Annotated in this window: 16 protein-coding genes; 10 read left to right on the top strand and 6 right to left on the bottom strand. The window is 59.1% G+C overall.

Features of this window, described 5'->3' with window-relative positions:
• Positions 1–108 precede the first annotated feature (108 nt).
• Genes B6S09_RS04420 through B6S09_RS04405 form a run of 4 tightly spaced genes read right to left on the bottom strand, consistent with a single transcriptional unit; the run spans position 109 to position 5644 of the window.
• On the bottom strand, positions 109–2073 hold the full coding sequence (locus B6S09_RS04420; RefSeq protein ID WP_094277294.1) for an acetyl/propionyl/methylcrotonyl-CoA carboxylase subunit alpha: 1965 nt from the start codon (positions 2071–2073) through the stop codon (positions 109–111).
• Positions 2063–2857 (bottom strand): enoyl-CoA hydratase-related protein, encoded by a 795-nt coding sequence (locus B6S09_RS04415; RefSeq protein WP_094277293.1) that lies wholly within the window; start codon positions 2855–2857, stop codon positions 2063–2065. Before B6S09_RS04415 ends, B6S09_RS04420 begins: the two co-directional genes overlap by 11 nt.
• Positions 2858–2866: 9 nt before the next feature.
• Positions 2867–4471 (bottom strand): carboxyl transferase domain-containing protein, encoded by a 1605-nt coding sequence (locus tag B6S09_RS04410; protein WP_094277292.1) that lies wholly within the window; start codon positions 4469–4471, stop codon positions 2867–2869.
• A gap of 9 nt (positions 4472–4480) precedes the next feature.
• Positions 4481–5644 (bottom strand): isovaleryl-CoA dehydrogenase, encoded by a 1164-nt coding sequence (locus B6S09_RS04405; protein ID WP_094277291.1) that lies wholly within the window; start codon positions 5642–5644, stop codon positions 4481–4483.
• A gap of 110 nt (positions 5645–5754) precedes the next feature.
• On the opposite strand from B6S09_RS04405, the gene B6S09_RS04400 reads away from it, so the two are divergent.
• The 6 genes from B6S09_RS04400 to B6S09_RS04375 all read left to right on the top strand — a co-directional run bounded on the left by B6S09_RS04400 (position 5755) and on the right by B6S09_RS04375 (position 12806).
• A complete protein-coding gene (locus tag B6S09_RS04400) occupies positions 5755–6942 on the top strand; it encodes an acetyl-CoA C-acyltransferase (protein WP_094277290.1) in 1188 nt (395 codons plus the stop codon).
• A 9-nt stretch (positions 6943–6951) separates the two neighbouring features.
• A complete protein-coding gene (locus B6S09_RS04395; RefSeq protein WP_094277289.1) occupies positions 6952–8445 on the top strand; it encodes a CoA-acylating methylmalonate-semialdehyde dehydrogenase in 1494 nt (497 codons plus the stop codon).
• Between the two features lie 358 nt (positions 8446–8803).
• Positions 8804–9955, top strand: a complete 1152-nt coding sequence (locus B6S09_RS04390) for an acyl-CoA dehydrogenase family protein (protein WP_094277288.1) — start codon at positions 8804–8806, stop codon at positions 9953–9955.
• A 51-nt stretch (positions 9956–10006) separates the two neighbouring features.
• Positions 10007–11107, top strand: a complete 1101-nt coding sequence (locus tag B6S09_RS04385) for an enoyl-CoA hydratase/isomerase family protein (protein WP_244900099.1) — start codon at positions 10007–10009, stop codon at positions 11105–11107.
• Positions 11108–11142: 35 nt separating this feature from the next.
• Complete coding sequence (mmsB, locus tag B6S09_RS04380; protein ID WP_094277286.1) at positions 11143–12042, top strand: 3-hydroxyisobutyrate dehydrogenase; 900 nt, start codon at positions 11143–11145, stop codon at positions 12040–12042.
• Between the two features lie 2 nt (positions 12043–12044).
• Positions 12045–12806: an SDR family NAD(P)-dependent oxidoreductase gene (locus tag B6S09_RS04375; protein ID WP_094277285.1), complete on the top strand. Its 762-nt coding sequence runs from the start codon at positions 12045–12047 to the stop codon at positions 12804–12806.
• A gap of 211 nt (positions 12807–13017) precedes the next feature.
• Here the strand turns inward: B6S09_RS04375 and B6S09_RS04370 are convergent, their stop codons facing one another.
• The gene (locus B6S09_RS04370) at positions 13018–14661 is read right to left on the bottom strand and encodes an electron transfer flavoprotein-ubiquinone oxidoreductase (protein ID WP_094277284.1); all 1644 of its coding nucleotides are present in this window, start codon (positions 14659–14661) and stop codon (positions 13018–13020) included.
• A gap of 119 nt (positions 14662–14780) precedes the next feature.
• On the opposite strand from B6S09_RS04370, the gene B6S09_RS04365 reads away from it, so the two are divergent.
• Both B6S09_RS04365 and B6S09_RS04360 read left to right on the top strand, forming a co-directional pair.
• Positions 14781–15533: an electron transfer flavoprotein subunit beta/FixA family protein gene (locus B6S09_RS04365; RefSeq protein ID WP_094277283.1), complete on the top strand. Its 753-nt coding sequence runs from the start codon at positions 14781–14783 to the stop codon at positions 15531–15533.
• Positions 15530–16459 (top strand): electron transfer flavoprotein subunit alpha/FixB family protein, encoded by a 930-nt coding sequence (locus B6S09_RS04360; protein WP_094277282.1) that lies wholly within the window; start codon positions 15530–15532, stop codon positions 16457–16459. The genes B6S09_RS04365 and B6S09_RS04360 overlap by 4 nt, the downstream gene beginning before the upstream one ends.
• 106 nt (positions 16460–16565) lie before the next feature.
• Here the strand turns inward: B6S09_RS04360 and tenA are convergent, their stop codons facing one another.
• Complete coding sequence (gene tenA, locus B6S09_RS04355) at positions 16566–17234, bottom strand: thiaminase II (protein WP_094277281.1); 669 nt, start codon at positions 17232–17234, stop codon at positions 16566–16568.
• Between the two features lie 301 nt (positions 17235–17535).
• Between tenA and pyrG the strand changes: the two genes are divergently transcribed.
• The gene (pyrG, locus tag B6S09_RS04350) at positions 17536–19173 is read left to right on the top strand and encodes a glutamine hydrolyzing CTP synthase (protein WP_094277280.1); all 1638 of its coding nucleotides are present in this window, start codon (positions 17536–17538) and stop codon (positions 19171–19173) included.
• 87 nt (positions 19174–19260) lie between these two features.
• Entirely contained in the window at positions 19261–20556 is a 1296-nt protein-coding gene (gene eno / locus B6S09_RS04345; RefSeq protein ID WP_094277279.1) for a phosphopyruvate hydratase, read from the top strand.
• Positions 20557–20593: the final 37 nt, after the last annotated feature.

Here is a 20593-nt window from a genome sequence, read left to right as displayed (position 1 = left end):
GTTTCTCCCTTGTGTGCCGGAGAGAAAACAGGGGTGATTCCGTGAAGGCGGGAGCCCAGAGTTGTCTTTATGGACCGCCTTCGCGGAGTGACGACCAACGCACCTTGCTTAATCATGGGGTTTCAGCCTTAACAGCTCGTCTCCTTCATTTACCTGGTCGCCGGCGCGAAAGTGAATTTCCGCGACCCGCCCCGCCATGGGAGCGCGTATGGGATGCTCCATCTTCATGGCTTCCAGTACCAGCAGAGACTGGCCTTCAGCCACCTCGTCGCCTTCGGCCACCTTCAGCTCGGCCACCAGCCCGGGCATGGGGGCTGTGAGACTGTCGCCGGCGATGGCATGGCCGGCACCGGTGTCGTCGGCCACCCGGCGCAGATCAAAGCGCTCGCCCCGGTAAAACAGCCAGATGTGCTTATCATGCAGAGCGACATGCAGACCAATCCGGTCACCGTTGAGGTTCAGCTGCAATCCTTCTCCGCTCAGCTCCCCGCTAAGTTCATGCTCTTGTTCGCTCACTTGTGCTCGCCAGCCGTTAGCCGAGGCGGTCAGGTTTACCTCATGGACATCATTCAGGTATTCCAGTCGCAGCCGGTATTCCGCCGCTTGATTCAGACGCCAGCCGGTGCTGGTGGCAAAGGGTGCATCCCCGGGCTTAGGCAGGCTGAGGGCATAAGCCAGGGCGGCCATTGCCAGCACTTCACCGGTTGACAACCCGGGAGCCGGAAACAGGCTGTGGCGGTGTTGCTCGATAAAACGGGTATGCAGCTCACCGGCCCGAAATGCTGGTTGCTGGCACAAGCGGTGCAAAAAGCCGATATTGGTTTTGACGCCGCCGATGCGATACTGCTCCAGTGCCCGGGCAAGGCCGGCAAGGGCGGCTTCACGGTTGTGATCGTGCACGATCAGTTTGGCGATCAGCGGATCATAATAAATGCCTACCTGATCCCCTTGTCGCACGCCGGTGTCGAGGCGTACCTTGTTTGAGAGCGGCGGCGGGTGCAACGCATACAGAGTGCCGGAAGCGGGCAGGAAATCATGTCCGGTGTCTTCGGCGTAGATTCGGGCCTCCACGGCGTGTCCGCGAAGGGTCACTTGTTCCTGGGTCAGCGGCAGAGGCTGGCCTGCCGCCGTGCGCAACTGCCACTCCACCAGATCGAGTCCGGTAATCATCTCGGTCACCGGGTGCTCTACCTGTAGCCGGGTGTTCATTTCCATAAAGAAGAAGTGGCCGTCTGCGGTATAGAGAAACTCCACCGTGCCAGCCCCACAATAGCCGATGGCTTGAGCGGCCCGCACCGCTGCTTCACCCATGGCGGAGCGGATGGCAGAAGTCAGCCCGGGGGCAGGGGCCTCTTCCAGAATCTTCTGATGACGACGTTGCACCGAACAGTCACGCTCGGAAAGATACAGGCCGTTGCCATGACTGTCGCAGAATACCTGTACTTCCACATGACGCGCCTCGGGCAGGTAGTGCTCCAGCAGCATGGCGTCGTTGCCGAAAGACGACTTGGCTTCGCGCCGGGCGGCGGCCAGCGCCTCATCAAAGCCGGCGGGGCTGTGCACAATGCGCATGCCCTTGCCGCCACCGCCGGCGACCGCCTTGAGTAGCAGCGGGTAGCCGCAGTCATCTGCTTCACGCTGCAGCCGCTCATGACTCTGCTCCTCACCATGATAGCCGGGCACCAGAGGGACTCCGGCACCGGCCATCAGCGTCTTGGCGGCGGCCTTGTCGCCCATGGCGGCAATGGCGGCAGGAGGAGGCCCTACAAACACCAGGCCAGCCTCGGCACACCCCTGAGCAAAGCCGGCATGTTCCGACAGAAAGCCGTAACCCGGATGCACCGCATCGGCACCGCAGCTGCCGGCAATGTCCAGTAACGCTGCCTGATTAAGATAGCTGTCTGCCGCCGGTGCCGGACCCAGATGCCAGGCTTCGTCGGCCAGAGTGACATGCCGGGCATGACGATCGGCATCGGAATACACGGCCACGGTTTGCAGTCCCAGACGACGCGCAGTACTGAGTACCCGGCAAGCAATCTCGCCCCGGTTCGCCACCAGCAGTTTAGTCAGCATGCTCGTCCTCCCAGTCCGGTGTACGCTTCTCCAGAAAGGCGGCAAGCCCCTCCTGAGCTTCACCGGTGATGCGCAGGGCGGCCAGCCGGCAGGCACTGTCGTTGCTAAGGGCTCTGTCCAAAGGCCGGCTGGTGTAGTCCCGGATCAGTGCTTTGGCTGCGCGCTGGGCACAAGGCCCGCCCCGCAGCAGGGCAGAGGCCATGGCCGCGGCAGTCTGTGCCAGGGAATGTTCTGCTATTTTATGCACCAGCCCGAGCCGTTGGGCGTCGGCGGCGTTGATCACTTCGGCGCTGAGCATATAACGCCGGGCCTGGCGTTCGCCCAGCACCGGTAATACATAAGGGGCAATGGTGGCGGGAATCAGCCCCAGCCGGGTTTCGCTAAGGCTGAAGCGGGCATCGGCAGCGGCTACCACGACATCACAGGCACATATCAACCCCAGTGCTCCGCCGAAAGCCGCTCCCTGTACCAGCGCCAGGGTAGGGTGAGGAAAACGGTTCAACCGCCATAACAGCTCTGCCAGCCGTCCTGCATCAGTACGGTTTTCCTCGGGACTTAATGCCGCTGCTCGTTGCATCCAGCCCAGATCAGCCCCCGAACAAAAGTGTTTTCCCTCGGCTTTCAGTATTAGCAGGCGCAGATCCGGCTTGGTCCCGGCCAGCTCAAGACAGCGGTGAAAAGCGTCGATGGTGGTTTCGTTCAGGGCATTGTGGCGGTCGGGGTTATTCAGTACCAGCTCCCACACCCCTTTGCTTGTCTGTTGTAACAGGACAGGTTCAGACATGGTATCTCCTTACATGCGGAATACCCCAAAGCGGGTGGGTGCCGGTGGGCGGTTGCCTGCGAGCGCCAGGCTCATGGCCAGTACGGCGCGGCTGTCTTTGGGATCGATCACGCCATCGTCCCATAACCGGGCGCTGGCATACCAGGGGTGACCCTGATGCTCGTAACGCTCGATAATGGGGCCTTTAAAGGCCGCTTCATCGTCGTCGGTCCACTCTTTACCGGCCTGCGCCCGGGCATCCCGGCGCACGGTGGCGAGCACGCCGGCGGCCTGCTCACCCCCCATGACCGAAATGCGGGCGTTGGGCCATATCCATAAAAACTCAGGGTCGTAGGCACGTCCGCACATTCCGTAGTTACCGGCCCCGAAGCTGCCGCCGATAATAAGTGTTATTTTGGGAACACTGGCGCAGGCTACCGCTGTTACCAGTTTGGCTCCGTGCTTGGCAATGCCTTCTGCCTCGTACTTTTTGCCCACCATAAAGCCGGTAATATTCTGCAAAAACAGCAGCGGAATGCCCCGCTGGCAGCACAGTTCGACAAAGTGGGCCCCCTTCTGGGCCGATTCGCTGAACAGAATGCCGTTATTGGCGATAATACCCACCGGATAGCCGTGCAGATGGGCAAAGCCGGTCACCAGAGTGGGGCCATAGTTGCTTTTGAACTCATCCAGTATCGAGTCGTCCACCAGCCGGGCAATGACCTCCCGGACTTCAAAAGGTTTGCGCAGATCGGTGCCGACGATGCCATAGAGCTCATCGGCCGGGTAACGGGGAGGAACGGGGGCCTGAGGCGGTGGTGGCACAGGGGAACAATTGAGACGGGCAACCAGCCGGCGGGCCTTGGCCAGCGCATGCCGGTCGTTGTCAGCAGCATGATCCGCCACACCGGATTGCTGCGTATGTACGCCCGCGCCACCCAGCTCTTCAGCGCTGACCACTTCACCGGTGGCGGCTCTGACCAGAGGTGGTCCACCCAGAAAAATGGTGGCCTGGTTGCGAACCATAATGGATTCATCCGCCATGGCCGGAACATAAGCCCCGCCGGCGGTGCACAGCCCCATCACTACCGCCAGCTGTGGAATGCCGGCGGCAGACAGCCGGGCCTGATTGAAAAAAATACGGCCAAAATGCTCCCGGTCGGGAAACACCTCATCCTGGCTTGGCAGGTGGGCGCCGCCGGAGTCCACCAGGTAAAGGCAGGGCAGGCGGCAGCGCTCGGCAATCGCCTGTGCGCGCAGGTGCTTTTTGACCGTCAGCGGATAATAGGTACCGCCCTTTACCGTGGCATCGTTGGCTACAATCATGCATTCCACGCCTTGTATCCGGCCGATGCCGGTGATGATGCCTGCCGCCGGCACCGGCTCGTCATAGACATTGAGTGCCGCCAGCTGCGACAGCTCGAGAAAGGGGGAGCCATCGTCGAGCAGGGCGCTGATGCGTTCCCGCACCAGCAGCTTGCCACGACGCTGGTGGCGTTCCCGGCTTGCAGCGTCGCCTCCGATGGTGATGGCGGCAACCTGTTCGCGTAAGCCCTTAACCTCTACTGCCATCGCGTTTTGGCGGGCGATAAACTCCGGTGAGGCCGGTTGCACCCGGCTGGTGAATTGGGTCATCACGGCTCCTTATGATTCTCGTACCAGCTCCCGGCCGATCAGCATGCGGCGGATCTCCGAGGTACCGGCACCAATTTCATAAAGCTTGGCATCCCGCAGCAGGCGGCCGGCGGGGTAGTCGTTGATATAGCCGTTGCCACCCAGCAGCTGAATGGTGTCGAGGGCAACCTGAGTGGCGGTTTCTGCCGCCAGCAGGATTGCTCCGGCCGCATCCTGGCGACTGAGTTTGCCTTTGTCGGCGGCCATGGCGGTCATATAGGTGTAGCAGCGGGCTGCGTTCATGCGGGTGTAGATATCGGCCAGCTTGCCCTGCACCAGCTGGAATTCGCCGATGGCCCGGCCAAACTGCCTGCGCTCGCGCACATAAGGCACCACCAGATCCATAGCGGCCGCCATAATTCCCAGTGGCCCTCCGGCCAGGACCAGACGCTCGCTGTCCAGACCACTCATCAGCACGGCTACTCCGCCATTCAGTGGTCCCAGCAGATTAGCGGCGGGCACCCGGCAGTCCTGAAACACCAGTTCACAGGTGTTTGAACCGCGCATGCCCAGCTTGTCGAGTTTTTGTGCCGGGGTAAAGCCGGGGGTGCCCGCTTCGACAATAAAGGCACTGATGCCCTTGGCGTCTGCCTGCGGATCGGTTTTGGCATAAACCACAAACACTTGGGCATCGGGACCATTGGTGATCCACATTTTGTTGCCGTTCAGCACAAAATGGTCGCCGTCACGGCGGGCACTGAGCTTCATGGATACCACATCCGAACCGGCACCCGGCTCGGACATGGCCAGGGCACCGATATGCTCGCCGCTGAGCAGCGCGGGCAGGTAGCGGCGCTGTTGTTCGTCGTTGCCGTGGCGGTGGATCTGATTGATGCATAAATTGGAATGCGCGCCGTAAGACAAGCCTACAGAGGCGGAGGCCCGGCTGATTTCCTCCATGGCCAGCACATGAGCCAGATAACCCATATTCACACCGCCGTATTGTTCCTCCACTGTGATGCCAAACAGCCCCATGTCGCCCAGTTTGGGCCAGAGCTCAACGGGAAAGCGATTATCCCGGTCGATGCTCTCGGCTAACGGCGTAATTTCCTTTTTCGCAAAAGCGGCTACCTGTTCACGCAGCAAGGTATGCATGTCACCGAGATCAAGGCTCAGGGTGGGGTATGGGGCCATGTTACCTCCCGTCTGTGAAATAAACCGGGTTCGTTTGAATGCATTAACTATAGTCAGCGGTAGCCGGCTAAGCTTTAGTCAAGTAACGGATTTTCAGCAATGAGGTCTGCATGAGCACAGAAAAGCGGATTGTGATTGCCGCCGCCGCCCGCACCCCCATGGGTGCCTTGATGGGGACGCTCGGCAATGAGGCGGCCCACCGCCTGGGAGCGGTGGCGATAAGTGCCGTGCTGGCCCGCAGCAGGGTGGCCGCCGGGCACGTGGAGGAGGTCGTGATGGGGTGTGTGCTGCCCGCCGGGCAGGGGCAGGCCCCGGCTCGTCAGGCCGCACTGGGTGCGGGCCTGCCGGTATCCGTGCCTTGCACTACCGTAAATAAAATGTGTGGTTCGGGCATGAAGGCTGTGATGCTGGCTCATGATCAGCTGTTGGCAGGGGCGGTCTCGGTGATGGTCGCCGGTGGTATGGAAAACATGAGCCTGGCTCCTTATCTGATACCCAGAGCCAGAGCCGGACTGCGCCTGGGCCATGGCCAGCTGCTGGACCATATGTTTCTCGATGGCCTGGAAGACGCCTATGAAGGTGGCCTGATGGGTTGTTTTGCTCAGCGTACCGCAGACCATTTCGGGGTTACCCGGCAGGAGATGGATGCGTTCGCCATGACTTCGCTGCAGCGGGCACAAAGAGCCATGGTGGACGGAGGTTTTCGTGACGAAATAGCACCGGTCATGGTCAAGGGCCGCCAGGGTGAGGTGCGGGTGGACACCGATGAACAGCCTGGTCATGCACGGCCTGAAAAAATACCGTCGCTTAAGCCTGCCTTCGCTAAAGAGGGCACTATTACGGCTGCCAACTCCAGCTCTATTTCCGATGGTGCTGCCGCCCTGCTGCTGACCACGGAAGTGCGGGCCAAAGAGCTTGGTCTGACGCCGCTGGCGCGAATAGCCGGCCATGCCACTCATGCGCAGTTGCCGGCAGAATTTACCCTGGCCCCTATTGGTGCCATACAGAAACTGCTGAAGCAGCAAGGCTGGCAGGCCGGTGAGGTGGATTTGTTTGAAATTAATGAAGCCTTTGCGGTGGTTACGCTGCTGGCCATACGTGAGTTAGGGCTCGATCCCGAACGGGTTAATGTGAATGGAGGGGCCTGCGCACTGGGCCATCCAATCGGTGCCAGCGGTGCGCGCATTGTGGTGACCCTGCTTCATGCCCTGCGCCGGCGCGGACTTAAGCGCGGTGTGGCGGCACTGTGTATTGGCGGTGGCGAGGCCACGGCGCTGGCAGTTGAACTGTGTGAATGAGGTGACTTCATGGCCTATCAGGTTCCGTTGCTGATAAACGGCAATATGGTGCAAAGCCATACCAAACAGTGGCTGGAGGTAACCAACCCGGCCACGCAAGATGTCATTGCTCACTTGCCGTGTGCCACCGGCGATGAGGTGAGGTTGGCGGTGGTGGCAGCAAAAGCCGCGTTTACAAAATGGCGGCGGGTACCGGTGCCGGAGCGAGCCCGATTGATGCTGCGTTATCAGGCGCTGCTCAAGGAACAACATGATGAGCTGGCACGACTGCTCTGCAAGGATACCGGAAAGACCCTGGAAGATGCCCGGGGGGATGTGTGGCGGGGCATTGAAGTGGTCGAGCAGGCCGCCCATGTGGCTTCACTGACAATGGGCGAAACCCAGGCCGAGGTGGCAACCGGAGTGGACTGCTACAGCTTCAGTCAGCCGCTGGGTGTGTGCCTTGGCATTACGCCTTTTAACTTTCCGGCGATGATCCCGCTGTGGATGTTTCCTCTGGCCATCGCCTGCGGCAATGCTTTTGTGCTGAAACCTTCGGAGCAGGATCCGCTGGTGCCGATGGAGCTGGCCAAGCTGTTCCGGGAAGCGGGTGCCCCTGACGGCCTGCTTAATGTTGTGCACGGCGGTGCTGAGGTGGCGGAGCAGTTGCTGACCCATGAGGATATTGTTGCGGTGTCTTTTGTGGGCTCGGTGGGAGCCGGGCGGCATGTGTACCGCACCGCCACCGACCGGCTCAAACGGGTACAGGTGTTTGCCGGGGCCAAGAACCACATGGTGGTGATGCCGGATGCCAATAAGCAGCAGGCCATTAACAATCTGGTGGGGGCGTCGGTGGGGGCTGCTGGCCAGCGTTGCATGGCCATTTCGGTTGGGGTACTGGTGGGTGAGGCGAAGGCGTGGCTCGCCGAGATCAAGGAAGCCCTGGCCAAGGTCCGTCCGGGGGCCTGGAACGATCCCAAGGCGGGGTATGGTCCGCTGATAAGCCAGGCCGCCAAAAAACGGGTGCTGGGGCTGATTGAAGCCGGCAAGCGGGAAGGGGCCGACTGCCTGCTGGATGGTAGTAACTGCATCGTCAGCGATCATCCGGACGGCAACTGGGTGGGGCCTACTCTGTTTGCCGGCGTGACGCCCACCATGCGGATTTATACTGAAGAGATCTTCGGCCCCGTGCTGTTGCTGATGACAGTGGACAGCCTGGATGAGGCCATTGCCCTGGTGAATGCCAACCCCTACGGTAACGGTACTTCCATTTTTACTGCCTCGGGGGCGGCGGCACGCAAGTATCAGCAGGAGAGCCAGGTCGGACAGGTGGGTATCAATGTGCCCGTTCCGGTGCCGCTGCCATTTTTCTCCTTTACCGGCTGGCGCGGCTCCTTTTACGGTGATTTGCATGCTTACGGCAAGCAGGGGGTACGCTTTTACACCGAAACCAAAACCGTGACTTCCCGCTGGTTCGACGATGAGGTGGTGACCGGCCCCAACCTGTCGATTCATCTGAAATGAGAAACACGGCGGGAAGATGGTCTGCCGGGGTGTGCAATATTGTCGGGCAAGGCGCACTACTTCGCCGACACGTCGTAAACCCACCCATGGCTCAGCGGGTGCGGCGAAGCAGACACCCCTTGTCCTCCTGCTTTGACACAGAATCGCCGGACGACTGCTATCAGGCAACTTGGTATTGGCGCGAAGCAGTAGCAGGGATTGCCGGAGCCGACCGTCAAATGCCATGGATGGCATTTGTCGAGCATCCCATGGAAGGGCTTGAAGCGTGTCGGCGGAGGTAACCCTGCTGATGCGTCGCTTTGCACGGATTATCAGGTAGGTTTTGGCAAGCTTTCAGCTATCACCAAAAGGAGTTCATATGGATTTTGAGCTGAATGAAGATCAACGGGCGTTTGTGGCGCTGGCGGGGGAGTTTGCCGACAAGGCGCTGGCACCGTTTGCAGCGGACTGGGACCGGGACCATCACTTTCCGGTGGACACCCTGCAACAGGCGGGGGAGTTGGGGTTTTGCGCCCTCTATACTCCGGAGGCTGCTGGTGGCCTAGGCTTGTCCCGGCTGGATGCCAGCCTGATCTTTGAGCGGCTGGCCATGGGCTGCACCTCCACCACCGCTTTTCTCACCATTCACAACATGGTGACCTGGATGATTGCCAGCAGTGCCGGGAAAGATGTCTGGGAAAAATGGCGTGAGGGCATGACCAGCGGTCGGCTGCTTGGCTCTTACTGCCTGACCGAACCCAATGCCGGTTCCGACGCCGCCTCCCTTAAAACCCGGGCGATACGGGTGGGGGAAGATTATGAACTCAGCGGCAGCAAGATGTTTATCTCGGGAGCGGGAAGCACCCAGGTACTGGTGGTGATGGCCCGCACCGGTGGCGAAGGACCAGATGGTATTTCGGCTTTTGCCCTGGATGCTCATAGTCCCGGCATTGAATACGGGCGTCCGGAAGACAAAATGGGCTGGAGCAGTCAGCCAACCTGCAGCGTGTCCTTTGACGGCGTAAGGGTGCCCGCCGATCAGCTGCTGGGGCGGGAAGGTGAGGGCTTTAAACTGGCCATGAAAGGGCTGGACGGTGGTCGGATTAATATTGCCAGCTGTTCATTAGGGACGGCGAGGCAGGCGCTGAACCTGGCGCGCAATTACCTGCAGGAACGCAGTCAGTTTGGCCGGAAGCTGGCGGACTTTCAGGCATTGCAATTCTCCCTGGCGGACATGGCGACTGAGCTGATGGCGGCTCGCCAGCTGGTCCGGCTGGCTGCCAGCCGTCTGGATGCGGGGCATACCGACGCTACTACCTATTGTGCCATGGCCAAACGGTTTGCGACCGATGTGGGTTTTAACGTCTGCGATCAGGCGCTGCAGCTTTATGGCGGCTATGGTTACATTCGGGAATATCCGCTGGAGCGCCATGTGCGCGACACCCGGGTGCACCGTATTCTGGAAGGTACCAATGAAATCATGAAGTTGCTGATTGCTCGCCGGCTGCTGGCAGCCGGTGGTGACTGGTAAGGCTCGGATTCAATCATAGCGTAATGGTCGGGAGATGGAATGAGTGTAAGGGTGAACAGATTACCCTCCGCAGATGGCCGTACGATCGGCCAGTTGGTGCTGGAGCGGGAGGCTCAGCTCAATGCGCTGAACCTTGAAATGATAGAAATCCTGCTGAGTACCCTGCAAGGCTGGCAGCATGATGACGATGTGGTGGCGGTGGTGCTGGAAGGAAAAGGGGATAAAGCCTTTTGTGCCGGCGGTGATGTGGTGGGCTTGAGCGCGGCCATTGCCGCCGCCCGAACCGGCTGTGGTGAGCGGGAGCTGGGTACTGTGCCCGCAGCGGCAGCGGTTTTTTTTGAGCGGGAATACCGGCTTGATTATTTATTGCACACCTTTGGCAAACCGGTTATCTGCGTGGGGGCCGGCATTGTGATGGGCGGTGGCATGGGGCTGTTTACGGCTTCCGGGCAGCGAATTGTCACCGAGCGTAGCCGGCTGGCGATGCCCGAAGTAACCATTGCGTTGTATCCGGATGTGGGCGGCAGCTGGTTTCTTAACCGGTTGCCACCGGGGCTGGGGGAGTTTATTGCCCTTACCGGCTGTGTGCTTAATGCCGCGGACAGCCTCTGGTTAGGGTTGGCCAACCGCTTTATAGCCGAAGCTCGGCTGAATGAACTCTGGCCCCGTCTGCAACAGAGCGGCAGCAGTGCTGCTGAGGTGCTCAGAGAGCTGCAGGCGGAGTCGGCAACCGAGCTTGCCGGGCTCGACGCTCCCCTGAGCCGGCATCAGGCGCTGATTGGTAAATTGATGGACCAGGACAGTCTGGCTGGCAAGGTAAACGCCATACTGGAAGCAGATATCAGTGATGCCTGGTTTAACCGAGCCCAGCAAACCCTGGCGGCGGGCAGCCCTCTGGCCATGGCGGTGATCCACCGGCAACTGGCCCGCAGCCGTCACCTTTCACTGGCGCAGGTATTTCAGTCCGAGCTGGCACTGTCGGTGCAGTTATGCCGCTTTCGTGAATTCGCCGAAGGGGTACGGGCAAGGCTGATCGACAAGGATAACAACCCCGCCTGGACCTTTGCCTGCCTGAATGAGGTTGATCCGGCATTGCTTGACACCTTGTTGGCGTCCCCCTGGGGCCTGAGCCCGCTGGCGGACATCAGATAAAAATAAGTCACGCTTATATTGAGGGGAAGCACACTATGGCAACCATCGCATTTATCGGACTGGGCAACATGGGGCTGCCCATGACCGCAAACCTGGTTAAGGCCGGACACCGGGTGCAGGCCTTTGATTTGCAGTCAGAGGCGGTCAGCCGGGCAGCAGACCTGGGGGCTGCGCCCGCAAACACGGTGGTGGCTGCGGTAAAAAACGCCACCCTGGTGATTTCCATGCTGCAACAGGGGCAGCAGGTGAGCAGGCTGTATACCGGGAACGATGGCCTGTTTGGTCATCTGGCTCCGGGTTCTCTGGTGATCGATTGTTCCACCATTGAGGCGGAAACGGCGCAGAACTTGGCCACGGTGGCTGCCGGGCATGGCCTGGACTTTGTGGATGCGCCTGTCTCCGGAGGGGTCGCCGGGGCTGAGGCCGGCACCCTGACGTTTATTGTTGGGGGCAGTGAGGAGCAATTTACTCAGGCCAGGCCCGTGCTGGCGCAGATGGGGCAGAAGGTGCTGCATGCCGGCTCTCACGGTGCGGGTCAGATTGCCAAGGCGTGTAACAACCTGCTGCTGGCAGCACAGATGGCCGCCAGTTGTGAGGCCCTCAGCCTGGGGCTGGATCATGGTCTGAAGGCGGACGTATTATCAGAAATCATTCATCAGAGCTCGGGTAATAACTGGGTTATGGAGCATTACAACCCGGTGCCCGGCGTGATGGCCAGCGCGCCTGCCAGCCAGCACTACCAGGGCGGTTTTCAGGTCAAGCTGATGTGCAAGGATCTTAACCTGGCCATGAGTCTGAGCCAGGCCAGCGGCTCGCCGGTTCCCATGGGCTCTGCCGCCCGCGCCTTGTTTAGCCTGCACCAGGTGGCGGGTAACGGCAGTCTGGACTTTTCCAGTCTGTTTTATCTTTATCGCCAGCAGAAAGCAGGAGGCTGACCATGGATATCAAGGGCAAGGTGGTGGTGATCACCGGAGCTGGTCGCGGTCTGGGGATGGCCATGGCCCGTCATCTGGGGCGACAGGGAGCTGTGCTGGCGTTGCTCGATAATAATGAGCAGGATCTGGCGAAAGCAGGGGAAATGGTCGCCGCAACCGGCAGCCGGGTGGCGGTGCACTTGTGTGATGTGGCCAATGAGCGACAGGTGACTGACAGTTTTAGCCATATCGTACGGGAACTGGGCGGACTGGATGTGCTGGTCAACAACGCCGGTCTGATGCGCGATGCCTTGCTGGTAAAGCGCGAGAATGGCACCATCTGCCGTAACATGAGCCTGTCAGACTGGCAGCAGGTGATGGAGGTGAATCTTACCGGTACCTTTCTCTGTGGCCGGGAAGGCGCGGCCATCATGGCTGAGCGGGGGCAGGGCGGCCTGATTGTGAATATTTCTTCGGTGGCCCGGGCCGGCAATCCGGGGCAAAGCAACTATGCTGCCAGCAAGGCTGGAGTGGCGTCGCTGGTGGTGGGCTGGGCCGGTGAACTGGCTCGCTTTGGCATCCGGGTGGCGGGCATTGCTCCCGGGGTGATCGCCACCGAGATGACCGCGCAGATGAAACCCGAGGCCATGGCTCGTATCACCCAGCGCATTCCGGCGGGCCGGCTGGCGGAAACCGACGAGCTGGTGCACAGTCTGCAGTACATTATTGAAAATGATTACTTTAATGGCCGGATTCTGGAAATGGACGGAGGTTTACGGCTGTAGAAAAGGCTTTTGTGATCTGTATCCGGGAGGTTAACACTAAAGTCTACCTTGTTAACGTAAGGTGATACTCGTATTATTTTTTGCAACGCACTGCAACGGAAAGTGCCCTTGCGTTAACAGAGCCAAACAACAAAATAACCATAACCACTGCCATGCCCCTGAACGCATTGTTCCCTCATCAGAGAGCACTGCCTTCAGGGTTTTTTTTGTGTTACATACCGGAATAGTTGGGGCCGCTGCCGCCTTCTGGCGGTACCCAGGTGATGTTTTGTGCCGGATCTTTGATATCACAGGTTTTGCAGTGCACACAATTGGCGGCGTTAATACGGAATACCGGCAGGCCGGCTTCCTGTAACACTTCATAGACACCGGCGGGACAGTAGCGCTGGGCCGGCTCATTATAACGGGCCAGATTGTCCTGCAAGGGCAGGGCCGGGTCGGTCAGTTGCAGATGACAGGGTTGATCCTCATCATGACCGGTATTGGCGGCATGCACTGATGACATGCGGTCAAAGGCCAGTACGCCATCGGCCCTGGGATATGTGACCGGATCACAGCTGGCCGCTGGCTTCAGGGCGGCGTGATCCGGTGTTTTGTCGTGCAGCGAAAACGGCAGCCGGCCTCTCAGCATGTTCTGGCTCAGCCAGTTCGCAGCCCCGCCGGCCCAAGGGCCCAGTTTATGCAGCGCAGGAACAAAATGGCGGGCCCGCTCCAGCTCGTGTTGCAGCCAGCTTTCCTTCATCAGTATTTCAAACCCGGCAAGCCGGTCACCGCCGCGCCCTTCTGAAAGCGCCGGCACCAAGGCCTCGGCGGCGAGCAGACCCGACTTCATGGCGGTATGTATGCCCTTGATGCGGGCTCCATTTAGTGTGCCTGCATCACACCCCAGTAGCAGGGCTCCCGGCAGCACCATTTCCGGCAGGGAGTTTAGTCCGCCCTTGGTCAGTGCTCGTGCTCCCCAGGCCTGTCGTTTTCCGTCCCACAGGTGGCGGGCTAGCAGCGGGTGGTGCTTGAGCTGCTGAAATTCCTTAAAGGGATCCAGGTGGGTATTCTGGTAGTTGAGATCCATCACCAGGCCCACTGAAGCCAGGCCATCGTCGCCGTGGTAAAGGAAAAAGCCGCCGCCATTGCGCCCCAGTGGCCAGCCGCCGCCATGTATCACCAGGCCGGGCTGATGGCGCTCGGGGGCCAGCCGCCACAGTTCTTTAAAGCCGATGGCGTAATGTTGAGGATCTCGTGTTCTGTCCAGAGCAAAGCGGTCGATCAGGCTTTTGCCAAGGTGTCCCCGGCTGCCTTCGGCAAACAAGGTATAACGGGCGCGCAGCTCCATACCCGGCATATGACCGGTTTTTGGGGTGCCGTCTGCCGCCAGCCCCATGTCTCCGGTAAGCACACCGCACACGGCACCCTGTTTATCGAACAGGGCTTCCCTGGCAGCAAAGCCGGGAAAAACAGCCACGCCCAGGGCCTCCGCTTGCGTTGCCAGCCAGCGGCACAGTTTGCCCAGGCTGATGATATAGCTCCCTTTGTTGTGCAGTGAGGAAGGGGTTAGCCAAGCGGGAAGTTCGATCCCGCCCTGACTGTTGCTTAGCATATAAAAATGCTCACGGTTAACCCGGGTTGTGACGGGTGCACCTTGCTCACGCCAGTCGGGAAACAGCTCACTCAGGGCGCGGGTGTCGAACAAGGCTCCGGACAGAATATGGGCACCTACCTCGGCTCCTTTTTCCACCAGGCATACGTTCAGCTCCAGGCCTGCCTGCCGGGCCCGTTGCATCAGCGAACAGGCAGCCGATAAACCCGCCGGGCCGGCCCCTACAATGACAACATCAAACTCCATTGACTCCCGCTTCATGGTTCCCTCCTGCCAGGTTGCTCTGGCTAAAGTATTGTATTGGCGGCGATATTTAACAAATCGTCAGTGCGGCAGAATCGTCTAGTATTAATGCTGACTGATGGATCCCGGGGGCAGGCATGAAAGCACTGGTAACCGTTAAACGGGTGATTGACTATCACGTTCGGGTTCGCGTACTTGCTGATGGCAGCAATGTGGATCTGAGCAATGTAAAAATGGCCGCTAACCCCTTTTGCGAGATTGCGGTGGAAGAGGCGGTACGCATGAAGGAAAAAGGCTGGGTGTCGGAGATAGTGGCAGTCAGTATTGGTCCGGGTGAAGCTGCTGAGCAACTACGTGCGGCCCTGGCACTGGGGGCCGACCGCGCCATTCTGGTGGAGACGGCTGAATCTGCGGAGCCGCTCACTGTGGCTCGTTTGTTGGCAGCGCTGTGTGAGCGTGAAGCCCCTGATCTGGTGCTGATGGGTAAGCAGTCCATCGATACCGATCACAATCAGGCCGGACAGATGCTGGCGGCACTTAATGGCTGGCCCCAGGCGACCTTTGCATCGGCGATTGAACAGCAAGGCGATGAGCTGCTGGTCACGCGGGAAGTAGACGGTGGTCTGCGTACTCAGGCGCTGAGGCGACCGGCGGTGATTACCACGGATCTGCGTCTGAATGAGCCTCGTTTTGCCTCATTGCCCAATATCATGAAGGCCAGGCAAAAGCCGCTGGACAGGCTGACGCCCGATGAGTTGGGTGTGGCTTTTGAGCAGCATGTGTGTCTGCTGGGCATGAGTGAGCCACCGGCCCGCAAAGCCGGTGTCCGGGTAGCCGATGTGGATGAGCTGGTGAACAAGCTCAAGCATGAAGCCAAGGTGATTCCATGAGCATACTGGTGATAGCGGAACACGATAATGCCACGCTTAGTGCCCATACCTGCAAGGTGCTGGGCGCCGCGAGTGAACTGAATGCCAGGGTACATCTGCTGGTGATGGGGCAGGGCTGTGCCGGTGTGGCTGAACAAGGCCGCTGCCTTGCCGGTGTCAGTAAGGTTTTGTTGGCCGACGATACCTTGTATCAGCATCAGCTGGCCGAGCCCTGTGCCGCCCTGGTGTCGCGACTGGCCACGCAATATCGTCATGTACTGGCTCCGGCGTCCACTTTTGGTAAGGATATGTTGCCCAGAGCGGCGGCGCTGCTGGGCGTCGGAATGGTGGCGGACGTGGTTGCCATCGAAAGCGAAGACACTTTTGTACGCCCTGTTTATGCCGGTAATGCGCTGGCCCGGGTACAGTCACTGGATCCGGTGACGTTGCTCACCGTTCGCCCAACCGCTTTTGACGCGGTGGGCAAAGACGAGGCGCAGGCAGACATTGAACCGGTAGCTGCGGTGACGGTGGACAACTGCAGCCGTTTTGTCGGTGATGAACTGCGAGTCAGTGAGCGTCCGGAGCTGACCTCGGCCCGGGTGGTGGTCTCTGGCGGGCGGGGCCTGGGATCAAAAGAGCAGTTTGCCTTACTGGAAACACTGGCCGATAAACTGGGAGCGGCGGTAGGAGCAAGCAGGGCTGCGGTAGATGCTGGTCTGGCGGAAAACGATCAGCAGGTGGGGCAGACCGGCAAAATCGTCGCCCCCGAGCTGTATATTGCCGTGGGTATTTCTGGTGCCATTCAGCACCTGGCCGGTATTAAAGACGCCCGGATTATCGTCGCCATCAACAAGGACGAAGATGCGCCTATTTTTGAGGTGGCCGACTACGGACTGGTGGCAGACTTGTTCGAAGTCCTGCCCGAACTCGAGAAAATGCTGTAAGCCGGCCGGGCCGATACCGTTGTGCCCCGCGAAGGCGGGACCCATTTTATATTGTACGGGTGCTCCGTCCCGCCTTTGCGAGAATGACCGGGAAAGCTCGGGGGAGTTACATTCTTTGTTCGAGGCCCATATCCCAGAAGTCGATTTCAAGCCGGGTTGCATCATCAAAGATACGGCACAATTGCTTGAAGCGGGACGGGGGAACGTCGGCCAGGCGTTCGTTCAGCCAGGCTATCTCGGCCCGGGCGGCAGCCTGGAATTCGGCGCTTTCATACATGGCAATCCAGGCTTCGTAGGGGTTGCTCTCGCCCCGGACTGTGCCGGGTTGCTCTGTCAGCCAGCGGGCGAGCTCGGCATAGCCCACCAGACAGGGGGCCAGCGCCACATGCAGATCCAGCAGGTCCCCGCGGTTGCCGGTATCCAGCACATAGCGGGTATAGGCCAGGGTAGCCCGGGCTTCCGGCAGTTCATTCAGCTCCTGTTCGCTGATGTTCCACTGGGTGCAATAGTCGATATGCAGTCCCAGCTCCAGATCGATAATGGCGTCAAGGCCGGCTTTCGCGTGGCGCAGGTCGGCCAGTGTCGGGCTCTTGTAGGCGGCCAGGGCAAAGGCGCGGCCAAACTGAATCAGAAACAGGTAATCCTGTTTCAGGTAATGGCGAAAGGCTTCAGGGGCCAGGGTGCCATCACCCAGCCGGCGTACAAAATCGTGATGCAGATAAACACGCCAGTTGTCTTTGCAGCTGTGTCTCAACTCATTGAAAGTGAAGCTCATTTCATATCCTTATTGGTGAGGAAGATGGCTCCGGCGGGGGGAGCTTGCCGGGGCTCTCCATTCTGACTCAGCGGGGAATAATGGCAAGCAACTGAATGTTATTATGTTGTAATAAAACTACGATAGAAAGTATGGTTACTGGTATTCGAACGGGTGGAAGGGAACAGGGACGGTGACACAGTGACCTCATAAAGGCGTTGTAAAGCCCATTGTTTCATTGTCGTAATCGGGCTTCTTGCGTATAATGTGACCCCGTCTTGAATTCCACATTTCATTCGTTCCCAAGCTTTTCAGGTTCAGCATGACGACTAAATATATTTTTGTTACCGGCGGGGTGGTTTCCTCCCTGGGCAAAGGCATTGCAGCCGCCTCATTGGCCGCCATCCTCGAAGCCCGTGGTCTTAACGTGACCATCATGAAGCTGGATCCCTACATTAACGTGGATCCGGGTACCATGAGCCCCACCCAGCACGGCGAAGTCTTCGTGACCGATGACGGTGCCGAAACCGATCTGGACCTGGGCCACTATGAGCGTTTTATCCGCACCAAAATGACCCGTCGCAACAACTTCACCTCCGGCCGGGTCTATGCCGATGTGCTGCGCAAGGAACGACGCGGCGACTATCTGGGGGCGACCATTCAGGTGATTCCGCATATCACCAACTCCATCAAGGATCGGGTGATTGCCGGTGCTGAAGGCCATCAGGTGGCTATCGTGGAAGTGGGCGGTACCGTCGGTGATATCGAGTCGCTGCCGTTTCTGGAAGCCCTGCGTCAGCTGGCGGTGGAAGTAGGCCGGGAAAACACCCTGTTTATGCATCTGACCCTGGTGCCTTATATGGCCGCTGCGGGCGAAGTGAAAACCAAGCCGACCCAGCACTCGGTAAAAGAGCTGCTGTCTATCGGTATTCAGCCTGACGTGCTGATCTGCCGCTCCGACCGGGTGATTCCGGCGGTTGAGCGCGGCAAGATAGCCCTGTTCTGTAACGTGTCCGAAAAGGCCGTTATCTCCCTGAAAGACGTGGATTCCATCTATAAAATTCCGGCGCTGCTCAAGTCTCAGGGTCTCGACGAGCTGGTAGTCAAGCGTTTTGGTCTGGACTGCCCGGCCGCCGATCTGTCCGAGTGGGAACAGGTGATCTACGAAGAAGCCAATCCGGTAGGCGAAGTGACCATCGGCATGGTGGGTAAATATATTGAGCTGCCCGATGCCTACAAATCGGTGAACGAGGCGCTCAAGCACGGCGGCCTGAAAAACCGGCTGACCGTCAACATCAAATATATCGACTCCCAGGATCTGGAAAGCAAGGGCACAGGCCTGCTGGAAGGCCTGGATGCCATTCTGGTGCCCGGTGGTTTTGGTGAGCGCGGTGTGGAAGGTAAAATCATGGCCGCCCGCTATGCCCGTGAAAGCCGGGTACCTTACCTGGGTATCTGCCTGGGTATGCAGGTGGCGCTGATTGAATATGCCCGCAACGTGGCTGGCCTGGAAGGCGCGCACTCCAGTGAATTCGACCCCAAGAGCCCTTACCCGGTGGTGGGTCTGATCACCGAGTGGGTGGACGAAGAAGGCAACGTGGAAGTGCGTGACGAAGAGTCCGATCTGGGCGGCACCATGCGTCTGGGTGCACAGTTGTGTCATCTGGCCCCCGGTTCCAAGGTACATGCGCTGTATGGCTCCGACACCATCTATGAGCGTCATCGTCACCGTTATGAAGTAAACAACCGTCTGCTGCCTAAAATTGAAGCGGCAGGCCTGAAGGTGACCGGTCTTTCTGCCGACAAGAAGCTGGTGGAAATCATCGAGAACCCGGATCACCCCTGGTTCGTGGCGGCCCAGTTCCACCCCGAATTCACTTCTACTCCCCGTGATGGCCACGGTCTGTTTGCCGGCTTTGTGAAGGCGGCCGGCCAGTACCAGCAGGGAGAGCTGGAGTAACCGGTATCAGCGGCTGAGCCCTTGGGCTCGGCCGTAATTTTTTAGTGCATTGTTAGGTTTTACGTTTAACTCAAGAGGAAAGTGAGAATGGCTAAGATCGTTAAAGTGATCGGTCGTGAGATCATCGATTCCCGTGGTAACCCCACTGTGGAAGCCGACGTTTACCTGGAAGGTGGTTTTATGGGCCGTGCCGCAGCACCGTCCGGTGCTTCTACCGGTTCCCGGGAAGCGCTGGAACTGCGTGACGGCGACAAGTCCCGTTTCCTGGGCAAGGGCGTACAGACCGCCGTTGCCAATATCAACGATCGCATTGCCGCCGCTCTGACTGGCAAGGATGCCACCCAGCAGGCCGAGATCGACCAGATCATGATCGATCTGGACGGTACCGACAACAAGGCTACCCTGGGTGCAAACGCCATTCTGGCCGTGTCTCTGGCCAACGCCAAGGCTGCTGCTGCCGCCAAGGGTCAGCCTCTGTACGCCTGGATCGCCGAACTGAACGGCACTCCTGGTCAGTTCTCCATGCCGCTGCCGATGATGAACATCATCAACGGTGGTGAGCATGCCGACAACAACGTCGACATCCAGGAATTCATGATCCAGCCGGTGGGTGCCAAGAACATCAAGGAAGCCCTGCGCGTCGGTGCCGAGGTTTTCCATAACCTGGCCAAGGTACTGAAGGCCAAGGGCCTGTCTACCGCCGTCGGTGATGAAGGTGGTTTCGCTCCCAACCTGGAGTCCAATGCTGCCGCGCTGGCTGCCATCAAGGAAGCCGTTGAGCAGGCCGGTTACACTCTGGGCAAGGACGTTACTCTGGCGCTGGACTGTGCTTCTTCCGAGTTTTATGAAGACGGCAAGTACAACATGAAGGGCGAAGGCAAGGTATTCACCTCCGAGCAGTTCTCCGACTACCTGAAAGAGCTGTGTGCTCAGTACCCGATCGTTTCCATCGAAGACGGTCAGGATGAATCTGACTGGGATGGTTTCGCCTACCAGACCAAGATCCTGGGTGACAAGGTGCAGCTGGTGGGTGACGATCTGTTCGTCACCAACACCAAGATCCTGAAAGAAGGTATCGACAAGGGCATCGCCAACTCCATTCTGATCAAGTTCAATCAGATCGGTTCCCTGACTGAAACTCTGAACGCCATCAAAATGGCCAAAGATGCCGGTTACACTGCTGTTATCTCTCACCGCTCCGGCGAGACCGAAGATGCGACCATTGCCGATCTGGCCGTGGGCACTTGTGCCGGTCAGATCAAGACTGGTTCCATGAGCCGCTCCGACCGTATCGCCAAATACAACCAGCTGATCCGCATTGAGGAAGAGCTGGGTGACAAGGCCCCGTATCACGGTCTGTCTGAAGTTAAAGGTCAGGCGTAAACTTGCCTCCCCTTAGCTGAATAAAACCCCGCCTTGT

It is taken from the genome of Oceanimonas baumannii, from assembly GCF_002245495.1.
Classification (GTDB): Bacteria; Pseudomonadota; Gammaproteobacteria; order Enterobacterales; family Aeromonadaceae; genus Oceanimonas; species Oceanimonas baumannii.
Note: the sequence above shows the minus strand (reverse complement) of the source record. Positions and strands in the feature narration are given on the sequence as shown.